This window comes from Micromonospora sp. NPDC005299 (assembly GCF_042872345.1).
Classification (GTDB): domain Bacteria; phylum Actinomycetota; class Actinomycetes; order Mycobacteriales; family Micromonosporaceae; genus Micromonospora.
In genome coordinates this window covers 298,005-316,409 of the sequence record NZ_JBIAKG010000009.1, presented here as the reverse complement: position 1 = coordinate 316,409, position 18,405 = coordinate 298,005, and the positions used below count along the sequence as shown (strand labels likewise).

16 protein-coding genes are annotated in these 18,405 nt (G+C 75.0%); 6 read left to right on the top strand and 10 right to left on the bottom strand.

What is annotated here, in order from left to right; all coding sequences use genetic code 11:
• The first annotated feature begins 389 nt into the window (after positions 1-389).
• Positions 390-800 carry an RDD family protein gene (locus ACFYPD_RS25190; RefSeq protein WP_387118095.1) on the top strand — a complete coding sequence of 137 codons (411 nt, stop codon included), beginning with the start codon at positions 390-392 and terminating at the stop codon, positions 798-800.
• Positions 801-866: 66 nt separating this feature from the next.
• On the opposite strand, the gene ACFYPD_RS25185 is transcribed toward ACFYPD_RS25190, so the two are convergent.
• A complete protein-coding gene (locus ACFYPD_RS25185) occupies positions 867-1,556 on the bottom strand; it encodes a DUF4191 domain-containing protein (RefSeq protein ID WP_387118093.1) in 690 nt (229 codons plus the stop codon).
• A 214-nt stretch (positions 1,557-1,770) separates the two neighbouring features.
• Here ACFYPD_RS25185 and ACFYPD_RS25180 point away from each other — a divergent pair, with 214 nt between their 5' ends.
• Complete coding sequence (locus tag ACFYPD_RS25180; protein ID WP_387118090.1) at positions 1,771-1,941, top strand: hypothetical protein; 171 nt, start codon at positions 1,771-1,773, stop codon at positions 1,939-1,941.
• Positions 1,942-2,111: 170 nt separating this feature from the next.
• Positions 2,112-5,015 carry an AAA family ATPase gene (locus ACFYPD_RS25175; protein WP_387118087.1) on the top strand — a complete coding sequence of 968 codons (2,904 nt, stop codon included), beginning with the start codon at positions 2,112-2,114 and terminating at the stop codon, positions 5,013-5,015.
• Between the two features lie 28 nt (positions 5,016-5,043).
• Here ACFYPD_RS25175 and ACFYPD_RS25170 read toward each other — a convergent pair whose 3' ends face one another.
• Complete coding sequence (locus ACFYPD_RS25170; protein WP_387118085.1) at positions 5,044-6,714, bottom strand: DUF423 domain-containing protein; 1,671 nt, start codon at positions 6,712-6,714, stop codon at positions 5,044-5,046.
• Positions 6,715-6,774: 60 nt separating this feature from the next.
• Positions 6,775-7,821, bottom strand: a complete 1,047-nt coding sequence (gene lipA, locus ACFYPD_RS25165; RefSeq protein WP_387118082.1) for a lipoyl synthase — start codon at positions 7,819-7,821, stop codon at positions 6,775-6,777.
• A gap of 354 nt (positions 7,822-8,175) precedes the next feature.
• Here lipA and aspS point away from each other — a divergent pair, with 354 nt between their 5' ends.
• Together aspS and ACFYPD_RS25155 are read left to right on the top strand one after the other, a co-directional pair.
• Positions 8,176-9,462 (top strand): aspartate--tRNA(Asn) ligase, encoded by a 1,287-nt coding sequence (gene aspS / locus ACFYPD_RS25160; RefSeq protein WP_387118079.1) that lies wholly within the window; start codon positions 8,176-8,178, stop codon positions 9,460-9,462.
• A 98-nt stretch (positions 9,463-9,560) separates the two neighbouring features.
• Positions 9,561-10,583 carry an FUSC family protein gene (locus ACFYPD_RS25155; protein WP_355058342.1) on the top strand — a complete coding sequence of 341 codons (1,023 nt, stop codon included), beginning with the start codon at positions 9,561-9,563 and terminating at the stop codon, positions 10,581-10,583.
• Positions 10,584-10,599: 16 nt separating this feature from the next.
• Here the strand turns inward: ACFYPD_RS25155 and nadE are convergent, their stop codons facing one another.
• Genes nadE through ACFYPD_RS25135 form a run of 4 tightly spaced genes read right to left on the bottom strand, consistent with a single transcriptional unit; the run spans position 10,600 to position 14,421 of the window.
• Positions 10,600-11,424 (bottom strand): ammonia-dependent NAD(+) synthetase, encoded by an 825-nt coding sequence (gene nadE, locus ACFYPD_RS25150; RefSeq protein WP_387118076.1) that lies wholly within the window; start codon positions 11,422-11,424, stop codon positions 10,600-10,602.
• 17 nt (positions 11,425-11,441) lie between these two features.
• Entirely contained in the window at positions 11,442-11,834 is a 393-nt protein-coding gene (locus ACFYPD_RS25145; protein WP_091319942.1) for a VOC family protein, read from the bottom strand.
• A 29-nt stretch (positions 11,835-11,863) separates the two neighbouring features.
• The gene (gene lipB, locus ACFYPD_RS25140) at positions 11,864-12,553 is read right to left on the bottom strand and encodes a lipoyl(octanoyl) transferase LipB (protein WP_387118073.1); all 690 of its coding nucleotides are present in this window, start codon (positions 12,551-12,553) and stop codon (positions 11,864-11,866) included.
• Positions 12,554-12,603: 50 nt separating this feature from the next.
• Positions 12,604-14,421: a DUF2079 domain-containing protein gene (locus tag ACFYPD_RS25135; RefSeq protein ID WP_387118070.1), complete on the bottom strand. Its 1,818-nt coding sequence runs from the start codon at positions 14,419-14,421 to the stop codon at positions 12,604-12,606.
• 189 nt (positions 14,422-14,610) lie between these two features.
• Between ACFYPD_RS25135 and ACFYPD_RS25130 the strand changes: the two genes are divergently transcribed.
• Positions 14,611-15,831: an alpha/beta hydrolase family esterase gene (locus ACFYPD_RS25130; protein ID WP_387118067.1), complete on the top strand. Its 1,221-nt coding sequence runs from the start codon at positions 14,611-14,613 to the stop codon at positions 15,829-15,831.
• 24 nt (positions 15,832-15,855) lie between these two features.
• On the opposite strand, the gene ACFYPD_RS25125 is transcribed toward ACFYPD_RS25130, so the two are convergent.
• The 3 genes from ACFYPD_RS25125 to ACFYPD_RS25115 form a co-directional block, all read right to left on the bottom strand.
• Positions 15,856-16,755: a TIGR01777 family oxidoreductase gene (locus ACFYPD_RS25125; RefSeq protein WP_387118064.1), complete on the bottom strand. Its 900-nt coding sequence runs from the start codon at positions 16,753-16,755 to the stop codon at positions 15,856-15,858.
• Between the two features lie 114 nt (positions 16,756-16,869).
• Positions 16,870-17,376, bottom strand: coding sequence for a DinB family protein (locus tag ACFYPD_RS25120; RefSeq protein WP_387118061.1), 507 nt, complete (start codon positions 17,374-17,376; stop codon positions 16,870-16,872).
• A gap of 105 nt (positions 17,377-17,481) precedes the next feature.
• Entirely contained in the window at positions 17,482-18,399 is a 918-nt protein-coding gene (locus tag ACFYPD_RS25115) for an LLM class flavin-dependent oxidoreductase (protein ID WP_387118058.1), read from the bottom strand.
• Positions 18,400-18,405 lie beyond the last annotated feature (6 nt).

Genomic DNA, 18,405 nt, shown 5'->3' with positions numbered 1-18,405 from the left:
ACGCCGGGCAGGTCACAGAAACGTACGTCGACGAACTTCACGTCCTCGTTGCTGAGGTATCGCAGGAGTTCCTCGGGATTGGCGAACACACGTCCTCCTGGCAGGTCCACTCCGGGGCTGGCTACCTGGCGACGCTATGGCGGTGGGGTTGCCCGGCCGTGTCTCCTCTGTTTCCGCCGTGTTACGTCCCTCGCGGAGCGTCATCCCGGCCGCTCAGACGCCTCCGGCTCTCGCTTCGGACCATCCCGCTGTGCCCGGTCTGTCGCTGTTTGCTGGTTTTGGTCCTGTTCCCCGCTGGGTGCCGAACCGCCGTACCCGGGCAGTGACCGACACCCCTGCCCGCCGCGGCGCTCCCGGCCCCGGGCCGGCCGCTGGCTACCCTGGCCGCTGTGACCGATACCGCCGCCGTGCCGGTGCCGCCCGCCGCGGACCCGACCTTCACACCCCCGAGCCTCGGCCGCCGCTTCGGTGCCCTGCTCATCGACTGGGTGCTCTGTCTGCTGATCGCCAACATCTTCGCCGACCCGGTCCGGGACGGCTGGGCCCCGGTCCTGGTGCTGATTCTGGAGTACGGCTTCTTCCTCGGCCTCTTCGCCCAGACCCCCGGCATGTACGTCACCCGGGTCCGCTGCCTGTCCTGGGCCGACGGGGGCCGGATCGGGCTGGTCCGGGCGCTGCTGCGCGGCGTGCTGCTGGCCCTCGTGGTGCCCGCTCTGATCATGGACGGCCACCGGCGCGGCCTGCACGACCGGCTCACCGGGTCGGTCGTCGTCGACGCCCCCCGCCCCGCCCGCCGCTGAACCCGGCCCGCACGACGAAGGAGCCGGCCCCGCACGGGACCGGCTCCTTCTCGCGTACGACGGGGGTCAGCGACCCCGGGTCTGGCGGAACGCGCCCCGCGGCGGCCGCATGTTCTTCGGGATCGCGCCCTTGGGCATCTGCGGACGGGCGGTGAGCGCCTTGAGCCGCTTGTCGAGGGCGTTGACGTCCTTCGGGGCGAGGTTGCGGGGCAGCCGCATCAGCGTCATCCGCAGCTTGCGGATCGGCAGCTCGCCCTCGCCCTGGCCGATCACGTAGTCGTGCAGCGGCGCGGAGCCGATCACCTTGGCCAGCCGGCGCTTCTCCTGGCCGAGCAGGCCGCGCACCCGCTGCGGGTTCCCCTCGGCCAGCAGGATCACGCCCGGCCGGCCGATCACCAGGTGCACCATGTCCATCTGGGTGGTGGAGCTGACCGCCGGCGTGACCCGCCAGTCGCCGCGCATGCTCTCCATGATCTGGGCCGCCGCGCCGGGCTGCCCCTCGGCGGCGTTCATCATCGCCTTGTTGGACCGCAGGTTCAGCACGATCAGCACGGCGAGCAGGATGAACAGGATGCCGATCGGCAGCCAGATCCAACCCCAGAGGAGCACCGCCACCACGGTGAGCGCGAGCGGGATCAGCACCGCCGCCGCGGTCAGCGGCGCGAACCACCGGTCCTGCTTGGCGGTGAACTGGAACACCATCCCGATCTGCTTCAGCCGCTGGCCGAACGAGACCTTCTCCTGGGGATTTGCCATGCCGCAGAGTCTAGTGGTCGCCGCGCAGCCGGTTGATCCGTGGCTGCCCCTTCGCCGCCGGGCTGAGTACCTTACGTCGCCGCCGGGCCGCTGAGGCCCTCAAGTAAGGAGGGGGAGCGGCCGAAGATCAGGCAGCGCACCCATGCCCCGGGGGCACCTTCGCGCGGAAAGTCAGTGTCGACAGCGACAGACACCGCACGACAGGAGAACCGAGATGTTCGGCAACGACGCAGAGCTGCTCCTCACCATCCACCGCAGTCACGCCTCCGAGCTGCAGGCCGACGCGGCCCGCGACCGGCTCGCCCGGTCCCTGCCCCGCCGCCACCCGCGCGGCTGGCTGGGCCGCCGGCAGCACGCCGCCCGCGTCTCCGACGCCCGCCGGTGACCGCCCCGGCGCTGCCGGCGCCCCCGACCGCCGCGGCCGGGTTGGGCAATGGTGCGGCCGGGTCGGGCTCCACGGACGCCGGTCCGGCCGCCACGGGGGCGGCCGGACCGGCGGGGGTTCGGCCGGTCGGCCGGGACGGCGCCGGCGTACGCCATGGCATGCTCGACGGCGTGACCGCACGCGCCGCCAGCACCGTCCTCGTCGGCCGCCAGTCCGAGCTGACCGGGCTGCGCGAGGCGCTCGGCCGGGCCCGGGCCGGGGACCCGGCGACCGTCCTGGTGGGCGGGGAGGCCGGGGTCGGCAAGACCCGGCTGCTGGAGGAGTTCGGCGCGCACGCCACCGCGACCGGGGCGCGGCTGCTCATCGGCCAGTGCCTGGAACTCGGCGAGGCCGGCCTGCCCTTCGCGCCGTTCGCCGCCGCGCTGCGCGACGTGCTGCGCCACGACGGCCCGGCCGCCTTCGCCGGCTACGAGGCGGAGTTCGCCCGGCTGCTGCCCGAGCTGGCCCGGGTGCCGGCCGGGGCCGCCGCGCCGACCGGACTGCCCGTCTCCGACACTCCGCGCGGCTACCTGTTCGACCTGGTCGCCGACCTGTTCCGGCGGCTCGCCGAGGAGCGGCCGCTGGTGCTGCTGATCGAGGACCTGCACTGGGCCGACCGGTCCACCCGGGACCTGATCGACTTCCTGGTCCGGGCCGCCCGGTCCACCCGCCTGCTGCTGGTCTGCACCTACCGCACCGACGAGCTGCACCGCGGCCACCCGCTGCGCCCCTTCCTCGCCGAGCTGGACCGGGCCCGGGGCGTGGGCCGGGTCGAGCTGGGCCGGCTGGACCGGGACGGCACCGCCGCCGTCCTCGCCGACCTGCTCGGCGTCGAGCCGGCACCCCGCGCCGTCGACGACGTGCACGGGCGTACCCAGGGCAATCCGTTCTTCATCGAGGAGCTGGCCGCGGCCGGCGACCCGGTCGGCTGCGCGGTGCTGCCGGAGACGCTGCGCGACCTGCTGCTGGCCCGGGTCGACCGGCTGCCCGAACCGGCCCAGCGGGTGCTGCGGATCGCCGCCGCCGGCGGCACCCGCTTCGCCCACCAGCTCCTCGCCGAGGTGGCCGGCCTGCCCGAGAACGAGCTGGAGGACGCGCTGCGCGCCGCCGTGGCCGGACAGCTCGTGGTGGCCGACCCGGACGGCGACTACGAGTTCCGGCACGCGCTGGTCCGCGAGGCCGTCCACGACGACCTGCTCCCCGGCGAGCACGCCCGGCTGCACGCCCGGTACGCCGCCGCCATCGAGGCGCAGCCGTACCTGGTGGCCGCCGGTCGCGCCCCGGCCGAGATCGCCCACCACTGGTACGCGGCGCACGACCACCCGCGCGCCCTGATCGCCGCCCGGGTGGCCGCCGGCGCCGCCGCCGACCGCTACGCGTACGCCGAGCAGAGCCGGCTGCTGGAACGGGTCCTCGAACTGTGGGAGTTGGTGCCCGACGCCGCCGACCGGCTCGGCATGGATCACCTGCGGGTGCTGGAGGAGACCCTGGCCGCGGCCACCACGGCGGGCGACTACAACCGGGCGCTCACCCTCGCCCGGGCCGGGCTGGCCGAGGTGGACACCGCCGCCGAGCCGCTGCGCGCCGCCTACCTGCTCTACCGGCGCGGCCGGCTGCTCGCCCTGCTCGGCAAGAGCGACGGCACCGCCGAGGTACGCGAGGCGTACCGGCTGGCGGGCGGGGTGGCGGACGTGCCGGGGCGGGTGCGGCTGCTCGCCGACATCGCCGCGCACCTGGTCAAGATCGACCCCGAGCAGGCCGCCTCGGTGGCCGCCGAGGCGATGGCCGCGGCCGAGGTGGTCGGCGCGGACGTGGACCTGCTGCCCACCCGGATCGCCCTGCTCGGCCGCACCGACAAGGCCCCCGACCTGGGGCTGGCCGAGCTGCGCCGGGCCGAGGCGCTGGCCCGGGCCACCGGTAACGCGCCGGCCCTCGTCAGTGCCCTGGTGCATCTCTCCGACGTGCTCTACGAGCTGGGCCGGTACGCCGAGTCCGAGGAGGCCGCCGCGGCCGGGGTGAGCGAGGCGCGCCGGGTGGGGATCAGCCGCTCCACCGGGGCGTACCTGCTGTCGAACCGGGCCGAGGCGCTGATCGCGCTGGGCCGCTGGGACGAGGCCGACGCCGCCTGCGCGGAGGCGGCCCGGATCGACCCGCCGGGCGTCTCCGGGCTGCACTGGCTCCAGCTCCGGGCGGGTCTGCGGCTGGCCCGCGCGCACCCCGCCGCCGACGAGCTGGTCGGCCGGGCGCTGGCCTTCCTGGCCCGGCCGTACCTCTGGCCGAACCACCGGCTGCCGCTGCGCGAGCTGCGCATCGAGGCCGCCCTGGCGGCGGACGACAAGGTGGCGGCGCTCGCCGCGAGCCGGGCCGCCCTGGCCGACGAACGCCTGGTCGACCTGCCCCGGGAGGGCTGGCCGGTGCTCAGCGCGGTGGCCCGCGCCGGCGCGCTGGTCGGCGACGCCGAGCTGGCGGCCGAGGCGTCCGCGGTGGCCGCCGTGCTGCCCGCCCGCTATCCGGCGGAGCAGGCGCACGCCGCCGAGGTCACCGCGATCCTCACCGGCGTCGCCCCCGGCGCGCTGCCGGCCTGGCGGGCGGCGGTGGCGCGGTGGCGGGCGGCCGGGCAGCCGCATCCGCTGGGTCGGGCGCTGCTCGCGCTGGCCGAGGCCGCCGCGGCGGCCGGCGAGCGGGAGGAGGTCGCCGCCGCCGTCCGCGAGGCCGCGGACCTCGCCACCCGGCTCGGCGCCGCCCCACTGGTCGAGCAGGCCGCCACCCTGGCCCGCCGGGTCGGGCTGCGCGGCGCCGGTCGGCCCGGCCCGGACCTGCTGACCAGCCGGGAGCAGGAGGTGCTCCGGCTGGTCGCCGAGGGGCACAGCAACAGCCGGATCGCCGAGCGGCTCTTCATCTCGCCGAAGACGGCGAGCGTGCACGTGTCCCGGATCATCGCCAAGCTGGACGTGACCAACCGGGTGGAGGCCGCCGCGCTGGCCCACCGCCTCGGCCTGCTCGACCCGACACCGCCCGCCCAGCGCCGGGGGTAGCCGAGGCGCCGTCGGCCCACCGGTTCGCTCAGCGGCGTGGCAGGTAGATCCGCCAGCCGGCGGCGGTGACCACGTCGAGCGCGCCCGGGCCGGGTCCGAGCCGCCCGTCCAGCCGGGCGGCCAGCGGCGACCCGGCCGGGGCCACCCACGCCGCGCCGGGGTCGGCGTCGACCGCCCGCCGGTACGCCGGCAGCCGGTCGAACCCGGGGCGCAACTCGTCGTCGACCACCGCGCAGCGCACCTCTTCGCCGCTGGCGAAGGCGAGCCGGTTGCAGGTCCAGTAGCTGCCCCGCACGTGGCGCAGGTTCAGGTCGCCGAGGGTGTCGACCAGCACGCGGTGCCGCTCGGCCTCGGCGCGGGTGGCCGGCACGGTCCCGACCGCGCCCGCCGTCGCGACCGCCCCGGTGCCGAGCATCCCCGCCAGCACGGCGACCGCCGCCACCCCGGCGGGCCGGGGCGGGGGCGGCCACAGGCCGGCTCGTCGGGCGGCGGACCGGAGCGGCCAGAGCAGGGCGGGCATGGCGACCGCCAGGACCGAGAGGTAACGGGCACTCTCGATCGGGGTCCGCCCGGCCGCGGTGCTCGCCGCGTACGCCGCCAGCACGCCGGCGGCCCCGGCGAGCAGCGCCAGGCGCACCGCCGCCGACACCCGCCGATCCGCCGGGCCCGCGGGATCGTCGCCGGATCTTGGACAGTTGGCGTGCGCGGCGAACGGAAAGTGTCCACGATCCGCGGGCGGGACGGGCCGGCGGAGGGTGTGACCGGCGGCGACCACCGCGAGCAGCAGCAGGAGGAGGAACACGGGCGCCCACCAGAGCTGCCACCCGGCGCAGTGGCCGGGGGAGCAGAAGCCCATGGCCAGGGGCGGGCCGAGCACCAGGCCGCCGTACAGCCGCTCGCCCCAGCTCGCCGCCTCGGCGCCGCTGGCGGCCAGCACGGCGGCGAGCGGGTCGCGGCCGTGCCGGAGGCTGTCCAGCAGCATCGGCGCCGCCCCCAGCAGCAGCGTGCCCGCCACGATCAGCCCGGCCCGGCCGGCCAGCTCCCGCCGCCGCCACGCGATCAGCACCGTGCCGGTGCCCAGGACGTACGGCAGCACCAGCGGGTCGACCCAGAGCAGCAGCCCGGAGATGAGCCCCCAGGCCGCCCAGCGGGGCAGCCGTGCGCCCGGCCCGGTCGTGCAGAGTCCCACGGTGAGCAGCGCCAGCGCCGCCCCGGCCGGGTTCAGCTCCGGATAGCCGCCGCCGGCGATGAGCTGGTTCTTGACCACCCGGTCGGCGCCGAGCGCGAGCACGGCGACGACCAGCAGGGCGTACCAGCGGTCGCCGCCGAGCCGGATGGTGAGCCGCCAGGACAGGGCGAGGAAGAGGGCGTACAGGGCCAGGGTGGGCAGCCGCAGGGCGAGCACCGACGGCCCGGCCAGGGCGATCAGCGGCGCGGCCAGGTACGCCTCCAGCGTGCCCATGTACGCCTGGCCGTAGAACCAGACCGGGAAGTCCTCGCCGCGGGCGATGTGCAGGGCGGCCAGCCCCATGGTCGCCTCGTCGCTGTTGGTGGGCGGCGCGTCGGCGAGCAGCAGCGCCAGCCGGTAGCCGACCCCGGCCAGCCCGACCAGCAGGGCGAGCAGCACCGGCAGCCGGGGACGCCGGGGCGCGCGCGGGCGGGTGGCCTCGCGCGGCTCCTGGCGTACCCCGGCGGTCATCCCTGGGATCATGGCATCCGGCGGGTGGCCGGCGGTGTGTGACGCGGTGGACGGCCCGCCTCAGCCGGCGGCGACGACCTCGTCGCGGGCGGCGAGCGCCTGCTGGTAGAGCCGCCCGGCCCGGTAGGACGAGCGGACCAGCGGGCCGCTCATCACGCCGGCGAAGCCGATCTCCTCGGCCTCCTCGCGCAGCTCGACGAACTCCTCGGGCTTGACCCAGCGGGTGACCGGGTGGTGCCGGGGGGAGGGGCGCAGGTACTGGGTGATGGTGATCAGCTCGCAGCCGGCCTCGTGCAGGTCGCGCAGCGCCTGGGAGACCTCGGCCCGCTCCTCGCCCATACCGAGGATCAGGTTGCTCTTGGTGACCAGGCCGGCGGCGCGCGCCTGGCGGATCACGTCGAGGGAGCGCTCGTAGCGGAAGGCCGGGCGGATCCGCTTGAAGATCCGCGGCACGGTCTCGACGTTGTGCGCCAGCACCTCAGGTCGGGCGCCGAACACTTCGGCGAGCTGCTCGGGCACCGCGTTGAAGTCGGGGATCAGCAGCTCGACGCCGCAGCCGGACTGGAGGGCGTGGATCTGCCGGACCGTCTCGGCGTAGAGCCAGGCGCCGCCGTCGGGCAGGTCGTCGCGGGCCACGCCGGTGATGGTGGCGTAGCGCAGGCCCATCGCGGCCACGGACTCGGCGACCCGGCGGGGCTCGTCGGCGTCGAACTCGGCCGGCTTGCCGGTGTCGATCTGGCAGAAGTCGCAGCGCCGGGTGCACTGGTCGCCGCCGATGAGGAAGGTGGCCTCCCGGTCCTCCCAGCACTCGTAGATGTTGGGGCAGCCGGCCTCCTGGCAGACCGTGTGCAGCCCCTCGCGCGAGACGAGCCCGCGCAGCTGGGTGTACTCCGGGCCCATCTTGGCCTTGACCTTGATCCACGGCGGCTTGCGCTCGATCGGCGTCTCGGCGTTACGCGCCTCGATCCGCAGCATGCGCCGCCCCTCGGGGGCGACCGTCGCGGTGCGCGCAGCCTGCTCAGTCGTCGGCGCGGAGTGCTCGATCGTCACGAAACCGAGCCTACGCCGGTCGGCGGCCGTCGATGAACGTCGGGCGACCGTCGTCACGCCCCGAATGTTGTGACACCCGACACGAGCGACCAGAAATCCCCGTCACACCGGCCGGCGAAGGGTGCTAGCGTGCCCGGCAAAGCTGCGACGGAGCCGAGTAGCGGGCCGATCCGCCAGCGCAGAGAGCCGCCGGTTGCTGCAAGGCGGTCTGGCGCCGGGCCGCGAAGACCCTCCCGAGCTGCGGGAAGAACGGCGGTCCACCGCCCAGTAGACCCCGCCGCCTGGCCCTCGTCACGGGCGACGAACGAGGCCCCCGCTTCGGCGGGGGCGAAGGTGTGGTGGCACCGCGAGGCTCCCGCTCGCCCACACCTCCCTGGGATCGCGTTGCGATTGATCGAGGAGGTAACCGTCGTGCAACGCATCCTGTCCTCCCAGCTCAGCCCCCATGTCGGCGAGTCCGTTCGGATCGCCGGCTGGGTGCACCGCCGCCGGCTGCTCAAGTCGGTGGCCTTCCTGATCGTCCGGGACGCCGCCGGCCTGACCCAGGTGGTGGTCACCGACCCCGCCGTGCGCGCGGCCGTCGAGTCGCTGCCCGAGGAGACCGTCGTCGAGGTCACCGGCACGGTGGTCGCGAACGCCACCGCGCCCGCCGGGGTCGAGCTGGCCGAGCCGACGGTACGCCCGCTCGGCCCGCCCGCCGTCCCGCCGCCGTTCGACCTGTACCGGCCGGCGCTCACCGCCACCCTGCCCACCCAGCTCGACCACGCGCCGACGGCGCTGCGCCACCCGACCCGCTCCGCCGCGCTGCGGATCTCGGCGGCGGCGGTGGCCGGATTCCGGGCCAGCCTGGACGACCGCGGGTTCGTGGAGATCCACACGCCGAAGGTGGTCGCCGCGTCCACCGAGAGCGGGGCGAACGTGTTCGCGCTGGACTGGTTCGGCCGGCCCGCGTACCTGGCCCAGTCGCCGCAGTTCTACAAGCAGCTCATGGTCGGCGTCTTCGAGCGGGTCTACGAGGTCGGGCCGGTGTTCCGCGCCGAGCCGCACGACACCGTCCGGCACCTGGCCCAGTACACCTCGCTCGACGTCGAGCTGGGTTTCGTGGCCGACCACCGGGACGTGATGGCCGTGCTGCGGGAGACCCTGGCCGGGATGCTGGCCGAGGTCGCGGCGCGGGCCGGCGCGGCCGTCGCCACCCTCGGGCTCACCCTGCCCGAGGTGCCCGCCGAGATCCCGGCCGTGCACTTCACCGAGGCGCTGAAGATCGCCGGCGCACCGGCCGACGAGCCGGACCTCGCCCCGGCGCACGAGCGCGCGCTGGGGGAGTGGGCGCTCCGCGAGCACGGTTCGGACTTCCTCTTCGTCACCGGGTATCCGATGGCGAAGCGGCCGTTCTACACCCACCCGGACCCGGCCCGGCCGGCCCACTCGAACGGCTTCGACCTGCTGTTCCGGGGGATGGAGCTGGTCACCGGCGGGCAGCGGCTGCACCGGTACGAGGACTACCTCGCCGCCCTGGCCGCCCGCGGCGAGCCGGTCGAGCCGTACGCCGGCTACGTGGACGCGTTCCGCCACGGCATGCCGCCGCACGGGGGCTTCGCCATCGGGCTGGAGCGTTTCGTCGCCCGGCTCACCGGCGCGGCCAACGTCCGGGAGGTGACCGCCTTCCCGCGCGACTTGCACCGCCTCACGCCCTGAGGGAAGGAGAGGCCCCTTGCCGACACCCGTCTGTTGACAGGGGGCCCTCCTTGCCGCCGGGCGGCGCGGTATGAAGGACGCACAGGCGAAGGAGGAGCATGGCCGAGCAGCTCCGGGCGACGCTGCGCGGCCTGCTGCACGTGCGGCCGGCGCCGGGTGCCCACCGGGTCGCGCTGCGGGCCGGGATCAGCGTCCTCGTGCCGCTGCTCGCGGTGCTCGCCGCCGGTCACCCGGGCTGGTCCGTGTACGCGGTCTTCGGGGCGTTCACCTCGTTCTACGGCCGCAACCACGTGCACCTGTCCCGGGTGGCCATGCAGGCCAGCGCCGGGGCGGCCCTCACCGGGTCGGTGGTCCTCGGCGTGCTGGTCGGCGCGCTGCCGTCCCGGGCGTGGGTCGCGGTGCCGGTGGCGGCGGTCGTCGCGGCGCTGGGCGCGGTGCTGGCCGCCGCGCAGGACTGGCACCCGCCGGGGCCGCTGTTCCTGGTGTTCGCGTTCGGCGCGGTCGCCTCGGCGCCGCACACGGTGTCGGACGTGCCGGTCGCCGCCGCGCTGGCCGGGCTGAGCGCCCTGTTCTCCCTGCTGGTCGGGAACGCGGGCAGTGTGCTGCGGCGGCAGCGGAGCCGGCCGGCCCGGCTCGCGCACGTGTGGACCTGGCAGCCGATGCGCTACGCCCTGGCCGTGGTGCTCGCCGGCGGCGTGGCGACCGCGGTCGGGATCGGTCACCCGTACTGGGCGATGGTGGCAGCGGTCGCCCCGCTCAGCGCCACCGGGGTCACCGCCCAACTGGTCCGCGCCGCGCACCGGATCCTCGGCACGCTGCTCGGGCTGCTGACCAGCGCCGTGCTGCTCGCCCCGGCGCTGCCACCGTACGCGACCGTGCTGGTGGTCGCGGTGCTCCAGATCGTCACCGAGCTGCTGGTGGGCCGCAACTACGGGCTGGCGCTGCTGTTCATCACCCCGATGGCGCTGCTCATGGGGCAGCTCGCGGTGGCCCGCCCGGCCGGGCAACTGCTCTACGACCGGGGCGTGGAGACGGTGATCGGCGGGGTCGTCGGCGGCGCCATCGTGCTCTGCGAGCCGTGGCTGCGGTCGCGGCTGACCGGTGGTGGGCGGGTGCGGTGACCCGCCCGCCGGCGCCTCAGGGGGCGATCGGGAGCTGACGCTTGTGCTCGGTGGCGCGGTAGCGGGCCACCAGCGCCGCCTCCACCTCCGCGGGCACCGGCCGGCCCTCCAGGTAGTCGTCGATGTGCTCGTAGGCCAGGCCGAGCGCGTCCTCGTCGAGCTTGCCCGGGGCCAGGGTCTCCAGGTCGGCCGTGGGCGCCTTGCCGACCAGCTCGGCGGGGGCGCCGAGCGCCGCGGCCAGCGCCCGCACCCGCCGCTTGGTGAGCCCGGTCAGCGGGACCAGGTCCGCCGCGCCGTCGCCGTGCTTGGTGAAGAAGCCGGTGACCGCCTCGGCGGCGTGGTCGGTGCCGACCACCAGCCCACCCTCGGCGCCGGCGACCGCGTACTGGGCGATCATGCGCTGCCGGGCCTTGACGTTGCCGAGGACGAAGTCCTGCTGGGCGGCGTCGCGGAAGGTCAGCCCGCCGGCGACCAGCGCGTCCAGCGCGGCGTCGGCGGCCGGCTTGACGTCGACCGTGAGCACCCGGTCCGGGCGGATGAACTCCAGCGCCGCCTGGGCGTGGTGCTCGTCGGCCTGCACCCCGTACGGCAGGCGCATGGCGACGAAGACGGCCGGGTGGCCGGCGGCGCGGGCCCGTTCGACGGCGAGCTGGCAGAGCCGGCCGGTCGTGGTCGAGTCCACGCCGCCGCTGATGCCCAGGACTAGCGTCGTCAGGCCGGTGTCGACCAGGCGGTCGGCGAGGAAGACGACGCGGCGCTCGATCTCCTCGGCGGCGTCGAAGGTCGCCGACACCTGGAGCTCCTCGGCGATCTGCCGCGGGGTCGACATCACGTCGGTCATCGGGGGTTCTCTCCTCCTCAGGCGGGACCGAGCAGGTCCCAGGGGTTGCCGGCGAGGTCGCGGAAGACGGCGACCCGCCCGTAGGGCTCGGTGCGTGGGGGCTTCACGAACTCGACCTTCGCCTCGACCATCCGCCGGTAGGTGGCGTCGAAGTCGTCGACCTGGAGGAAGAAGCCGACCCGGCCGTGGGTCTGGTCGCCCACCGCCGCCGCCTGGCGCTCCCCGTCGGCGCGGGCCAGCAGCAGCCCCGTCCCGCCGCCCGGCGGGCGGACCACCACCCAGCGCTTCGGCCGGCCGTCGTTGGTGAGCGACGGCTTGTCCTCCACCAGCTCGAAGCCGAGCACCTCGGTGAAGAAGGCGATCGCCGGGTCGTAGTCGGCGACGACGAGGGTGACGAGATCGATCCGCACCGGACGAGCGTACGTGTCCGGCCCGCCGCTCAGACCCGCACCAGGGTGGGCAGGTGCCGCTCGACCACCGGCAGCACGTCGGCGACCGTGATCGGGTGGCCGAGCTCGGCGGTGAGCGAGGTGACCCCGGCGTCGCGGATGCCGCAGGGCACGATCCGGTCGTAGTGGCCGAGGTCGCAGTCGCAGTTGATCGCGAAGCCGTGCAGGGTCACACCCCGGGCCACCCGGATGCCGATGGCGGCCACCTTGCGGGCCGGCCCCCGGTCGTCCTCCGGCACCCAGACGCCGCTGCGCCCCTCGACCCGGCCGGCGGTCAGCCCGAACTCGGCGCAGACGTCGATCAGCAGCTGCTCGGTGCGCCGGACGTACGCCACCACGTCGACCGGATCGGGGAGCTTGACGATCGGGTAGCCGACCAGCTGCCCCGGCCCGTGCCAGGTGATCTTGCCGCCGCGGTCCACGTCGACCACCGGGGTGCCGTCCATCGGCCGGTCCCATGGCTCGGTCCGCTTGCCGGCGGTGTAGACGCTGGGGTGCTCCAGCAGCAGCACGGTATCGCCCTGCTCGCCGGCCACCACGGCCTCGTGCACCCGGCGCTGCTCGTCCCAGGCGGCCTGGTAGTCGATCAGGCCGGCACGGACGGCGGTCAGCCCGGAAGTCGTCACGCTCACCCACCCAGCGTAGTCCCGCCGACCCCGACCGGCCCGCGTGAGCCTCATCGCAAGCGCGAGGAGCGCGGCGCAGTGGCCGGCGGGCCAGCTGTCGCCGGTCAGGCCTGCGGCACCCGCCAGACCCAGACGTCCTCGACCCGCTCGGGCGCGCCGAGCAGGGCCGTGGCGGTGCGGCGCACCGCCTCCTCGTCGACGTCGAACTTCGCCCCGTGCACCCGGTCGGCCAGCACCACCGCCTCGACTCCCCAGTAGCGCAGGTCGGCCCGGGACTCCCGGATGCTGCCTTCGGTGATGATCGGCGCCAGCCCGGTCCGCCCGGCCTGGTCCATCAGGGCGTTGAAGGTGCGCGGGACCGGCCCGATGCGACCCCGGCCGTCCGGCCCGCCCGGGCCGAGGAAGAAGCCGGCCGGGATGCGGAACTCGCCCTGCCGGTGCGCCAGGGCGTACGCCTGCCAGCGCTGGCCGTCGGGGTAGATGTCCACGGTCAGTGGCAGCGGGGTGAGCACCCCGCCGGGGGAGACGTAGCGCTGCCACGCGCCGGTGGTGATGAACGCCGGCACCGGCTCCCGGACGCTGGTGAGCAGCGGGGTGGGCAGCAGCGGCAGCAGCGCCGCGGCGAAGGCGAGCGCCCAGGCCAGCTCGCTGGAGCGGTGCCGGGGCGGCCGGGCGCGCAGCGAGTCGACCGCGTACGCCAGCAGCAGGCCGATCACCGGGGCCACCACCAGGGCGAGCCGGGACGGCAGCGCCGCGTTGACCACCGGCAGGTTGTCCAGCACCCCGAACGGCAGCAGCTGGTCGGTGCGCCGGCCGTTCCACTTGGCCGTGGGGCCCCAGGAGAGCACGGCGAAGATCAGCGCGGTCACGCCGAGCGCGGTGAGCGTGGCCCGGAAGGCCCGGTCGGCGCGCCGCCGGAGCAGGACGAAGCAGGCGACGGCGAGCAGCAGCAGCGGGATGCCGAAGAAGGAGTTCTCCTCGGTCGGGTTGGGCGCGAGCGAGGTGCCCAGCCCGGCCCACCCGGCCAGGGACCGGCGCGGGTACGACCCGAACGCGGCGATGTCCTCGGAGTGGATGAGCGGGTCGAAGCCGGTGCCGTGGAACCGCTGCGGCCCGGCGAAGTGCAGCCACAGCGGGTACGCCAGCAGCACCCCGGAGACGAGCGCGGTCACGCCGAGCCCGCGCAGGAAGCTCGGCAGGGCGGCCCGCGCCTCGGCCCGGCGGGCCGGGTGCAGCGCCCACACCAGCAGGAACAGAGCGAGGGCCAGTGCCGTGAAGAAGAGCCCCTCGGCGGCGATCGAGAAGGCGAGCGCCACCAGCACGCCGAGCACGACCCCGCCGGTGACCGCGCGCCCGGGGCGGCGCAGCCGGAGCACGCCCCAGACGAGCAGCGGCACCAGCCAGCCGGCGGTCCAGTTCAGGTGCGCGTTGGCGTGCGACACCATGGCCGGGCAGTAGGCGATGAAGAGCGCGCCCACCCCGGCGGCCAGCCGGCTGGCGACCAGGTGCCGGCTGAGCAGCCAGTACCAGGCCACCGCGGTGGCGGCGAGGTTGAGCGTGAGGATCACCAGGAACGTCGCCGGCGGCCCGATCAGGTACGTCAGCGGCGCGAAGACCACCGCGTACGCGGTGATCGAGGTGTTGACCGCCAGGTTCACCCCGTCCGGGACGTTGATCAGGTGGGTGAAGAACGGGTTCTCCCCGTGGGTCACGGCGTGCCCGCCGAAGGCCAGCAGCCACTCGAACAGGGCCTGGTCGCTGGAGTTCACGGTGAGCGTGCGGGTGTTCGGGTCCCGCCACATCCCGCTGGTCACCCAGAGGGCCAGGGCCACCGCGGCGAGCACCAGCACGAGGTCGGCACGCCGATTCCGGGCGGCGGGCGCGGTCGACGGGCCGGTGGCCAGGGACGGGGAGGACGGCACGCAGCGGACGTTACCAACCGGACCTGGACTCGCCGGTCAGACACGAAACCCGGTGGGGACGGCCCCGCCCGCACACTTCGGCGTTCGTGAATGTGTGAGCGGCGGCCATTCCGGCGGCGTGAAACACGGACGTAACGTCGCGGCAACTCGAAGGTGACCCAGTTCACAATTCGTCGTCAGGAGGTCGCCGTGCGCCGCTCCTCATCCCTTCTCACCCGCCTGGCCGGGGTGGCAGCCGGGGTCGTGCTGGCCGCGGCCGCCGTCCTGGTCGCCGCGCTGCCCGCGCAGGCCGCCACGCTCACCCAGGTCACCACCTTCGGCTCGAACCCCGGCAACCTGGCCATGTACGCCTACCGGCCGGACGGCCTGCCGGCCAACGCCCCGGCCGTGGTGCTGCTGCACGGATGCACCCAGAACGCCTCCACCTACTTCACCAACTCCGGCTGGCAGAAGTACGCCGACCAGTGGAAGTTCGCGCTGATCGTGCCGCAGCAGCCCTCGGCCAACAACGCCAACTCCTGCTTCAACTGGTTCGAGACCGGGGACACCGCCCGGGGCCAGGGCGAGGCGCTGTCGATCAGACAGATGGTCGACTACGCCAGGTCCAACTACGGGACCGACGCGAGCCGGGTCTACGTCAGCGGCCTGTCCGGCGGCGGGGCGATGAGCGCCGTCATGCTCGCCGCCTACCCGGACGTGTTCGCCGCCGGCTCGGTCATCGCCGGCATCCCCTACCGCTGCGCCACCAGCATGACCAACGCCTTCACCTGCATGAACCCCGGCGTCGACAAGACCCCGGCGCAGTGGGGCGACCTGGTCCGCAACGCCTACGCCGGCTACACCGGCAAGCGCCCCCGGGTGGCCATCTGGCACGGCACCTCGGACACCACCGTCGCGCCGATGAACGCCGCCGAGTCGCGGGACCAGTGGACCAACGTCCTGGGCGTCTCGCAGACCCCGACCAGCACCGCCTCGCTGCCGGCCGGCACCAGCCTGGAGACCTACGGCAGCGACCAGGTGCGGCTCTACCGGGTCTCCGGCATGGGCCACGGCACCCCGGTCGACCCGGGCTCGGCGACCGACCAGTGCGGCACCGCCGGGGCGTACTTCCTGGACACCATCTGCTCGACCTACCGCGACGCGCTCTTCTTCGGGCTGAACGGCGGCGGCACGCCCAGCCCGACCCCGACGGCGACCGCGTCGCCGACCCCGACCCCGACCCCGACCCCGACCACCGCGCCGGTCTGCGTCACCGCCAGCAACTACGCGCACGTCACGGCCGGCCGCGCCTACCAGTCCGGCGGCTACGCCTACGCGCTGGGCAGCAACCAGCGGATGGGCCTCTACAACACCTTCTACACCAGCACCCTCAAGCAGACCGGCCCCGCCTACTGGGTCATCGGCTGCTGACCGCGCCGCAGCCGCCCTCGCCGCTCACTCGGTGAGGGCGGCGTGCAGCGCGCCCGGCAGATCCGGGTGGGTCCAGGTGAAGCCGGCCTTGCCGAGCACGCCGGGCAGGACCCGGGTGCTGGTGAGCGCCTCGTGGGCGAAGCCGCCGAGGGCGACCTTCAGAGCCAGCGCGGGAATCGGCATGACCGCCGGCCGGTGCAGCCGGCGGGCCAACTCCCGGGTGAACTCGGCGTTGGTGACCGGGGCCGGACCGACCACGTTGACCGGACCGGCGAGGTCGTCGCGGGCCACCAGGAAGGCCACCGCGTCCAGCCAGTCGCGCAGGGCGATCCACGGCACCCACTGCCGGCCGTTGCCCAGCTTGCCGCCCACACCCAACCGGAACGGCAGGAGCTGCGGCTTGAGCATGCCGCCGTCGCGGTGCAGCGGCAGCCCCGTGCGCAGCCGCACCACCCGGGTCCCGGCGTCCTCGGCCGGGCGGGTGGCGGCCTCCCAGACCCGGCAGACGTCGGCCAGGAAGCCCTCACCGGCCGGCGAGTCCTCCTCGACCGTGCGGTCGCCGGTGTTGCCGTACCAGCCGACGGCGGAGGCGTTGAGCAGCACCGCGGGCCGGTCGGCGGCGGGCAGCCCGGCGATGGTGATCGCCAGCGTGGTGGTGCTGTCCACCCGGCTGGACCGGATCAGCCCCTTGTACGCGTCGTTCCAGCGCTTGTCGCCCACCCCGGCGCCGGCCAGGTTCACCACCGCGTCGGCGTCGGCCATGACCTGCGGGTCGAGCTGCGCGGCGGACGGGTTCCACCGCCGCTCGTCAGGGGTGCGCGGTGCGCGGCGGACCAGGCGGGTGACCTGGTGCCCGTCCGCGGTGAGTCGGTCGACCAGTCGGGTGCCGAGGAAGCCGGACACTCCGGCCATGAGGATCCGCATGTTCATATCTTCGGGTACGGACGCGGACCTGGATGCGTTGAGCGAAATCACTCACTCGTCGTTCCCGACTCCCGCCCGCCGACCTCGCGGCGGCTCCCGTGAGTGAGTGCCGCTTCACTCCCCGGTCCGGCCGTCGATCGCCTCCCGCAGGATGTCGGCGTGCCCGAGGTGGCGGGCGTACTCGTCGACCATGTGCGCGAGAACCCAGCGCAGGGAGTGCGGGCGCCCGTTGCCGGGGTTTCGGCCGACCGCGTCCAGCGGGCGTTCGGCGGTGATCCGCCGCGAGGCGGCCACCTCCGCCCGCCAGAGCGCGAAGGTCTCCGCGCCGGTGGCCTCCGCGACGTCGGTGAACGGGGCGTCCGGGTCGTCGGTGAGGTCGTAGAGGTCGCCGGGGACGGCCTCGGCGAGCACCGCCTGGAAGTACCACCGCTCCACGGTGGCCAGGTGCCGGACCAGGCCGATCAGGGACAGGCCGGACGAGGGCACCGGCCGCAGCCGCAGTTGCGCGTCGCTGAGCCCGGCGCACTTGCGGACCAGGGCATCCCGCTGGAAGTCCAGGAAGGTCTCGAGCAACGTTCGTTCGTCCACGGTGGCCGGCAACGCGAACCGTTCATCGATCATCGCTCGCATCGTACGCGCGTTCGACGCTCGGTGGGCGCCGCCGGCTCGGGGAGGCGGCGGCAGGCGGGCGGCGGGAACGCGGCCACCTCGGCGATCCGGCGCGGATCAACCGGTGAGACGGGGGAGGAGCGGGGACAACTGGTCGACGGCGTCGGTGCGTACCACGAAGCGGGTGATCCCCCAGCGGCGCCGGTGCTCCGCGACGGCGGCGACGATCTCCTCCGCCGTGCCGATCAGCACGAACGGGGTGGCGAGCACGTCGGCGACGGTCAGTCCGGTCTCGGCGGCGATCGTGGTGGCGGCGGCCTCCGCGTCGTCGGTCACGGTCACCTGCTGGACCAGGGCCTCCAGCGCGGGCGGCGCGTCCCGCCCGGCCGCCCCGGCCGCCACGTGCGCGAGCTGCGCCTCGATCTGGTCGGCCCGCCACCGCACGTCGTGGCTGTGGCCGTCGGCGAGGGTACGCCCGAAGCCGGTCAGGCCGACCACGTCGGCGTGCGCGCCGGCCCAGCGCAGCAGCGTCGAGTTGGCCGTGCCCATGGTGAGCGGGACGCGGTCCTGCACGGGCCGCAGTTCGGTGAGCCGGGCGGCGTGGGCGGCCAGCTCCGGGGTGTCCACGGTGACCTCGTTCCCGGCCAGCAGGTCACGCACGGCCTCGGCGACGGCGACGCAGCGGCGTACCCGGGCGGCGACGTCGGGGCGTTCGCGCCCGACGGCCCGCCACTCGGCCGGGGTGTGCCCGGCGCCGAGCCCGAGCCGGGCCCGGCCGCCGGAGACCACGTCCAGGGTGGCCACGTCGGTGGCGAGCAGGATCGGCTCCCGCACGCCGGCGTTCGACACGTACGAGCCGAGACCGAGCGTCGACGTCACCGCCGCCGCGGCGGCGAGGGCCACGAACGGCGACGCGCCGTGACCCGGGTGGTCGGAGGCCAGCAGCGTGTCGAAGCCGGCGGCCTCGACCCGCCGGGCCAGGCCGGTCCAGCCGGCCGCGTCGGTGGGCCGGGCCTGCACGGAGAAGATCACCATCGGCCC

Coding starts and splice junctions, on each gene's coding strand:
- ACFYPD_RS25185 (WP_387118093.1), bottom strand. CDS start 1,556: ATGGCAAATCCCCAGGAGAAGGTCTCGTTCGGCCAGCGGCTGAAGCAG.
- ACFYPD_RS25180 (WP_387118090.1), top strand. CDS start 1,771: ATGTTCGGCAACGACGCAGAGCTGCTCCTCACCATCCACCGCAGTCAC.
- ACFYPD_RS25170 (WP_387118085.1), bottom strand. CDS start 6,714: ATGACCGCCGGGGTACGCCAGGAGCCGCGCGAGGCCACCCGCCCGCGC.
- ACFYPD_RS25155 (WP_355058342.1), top strand. CDS start 9,561: ATGGCCGAGCAGCTCCGGGCGACGCTGCGCGGCCTGCTGCACGTGCGG.
- nadE (WP_387118076.1), bottom strand. CDS start 11,424: ATGACCGACGTGATGTCGACCCCGCGGCAGATCGCCGAGGAGCTCCAG.
- lipB (WP_387118073.1), bottom strand. CDS start 12,553: ATGAGGCTCACGCGGGCCGGTCGGGGTCGGCGGGACTACGCTGGGTGG.
- ACFYPD_RS25125 (WP_387118064.1), bottom strand. CDS start 16,755: ATGCGGATCCTCATGGCCGGAGTGTCCGGCTTCCTCGGCACCCGACTG.
- ACFYPD_RS25120 (WP_387118061.1), bottom strand. CDS start 17,376: ATGATCGATGAACGGTTCGCGTTGCCGGCCACCGTGGACGAACGAACG.
- ACFYPD_RS25115 (WP_387118058.1), bottom strand. CDS start 18,399: ATGGTGATCTTCTCCGTGCAGGCCCGGCCCACCGACGCGGCCGGCTGG.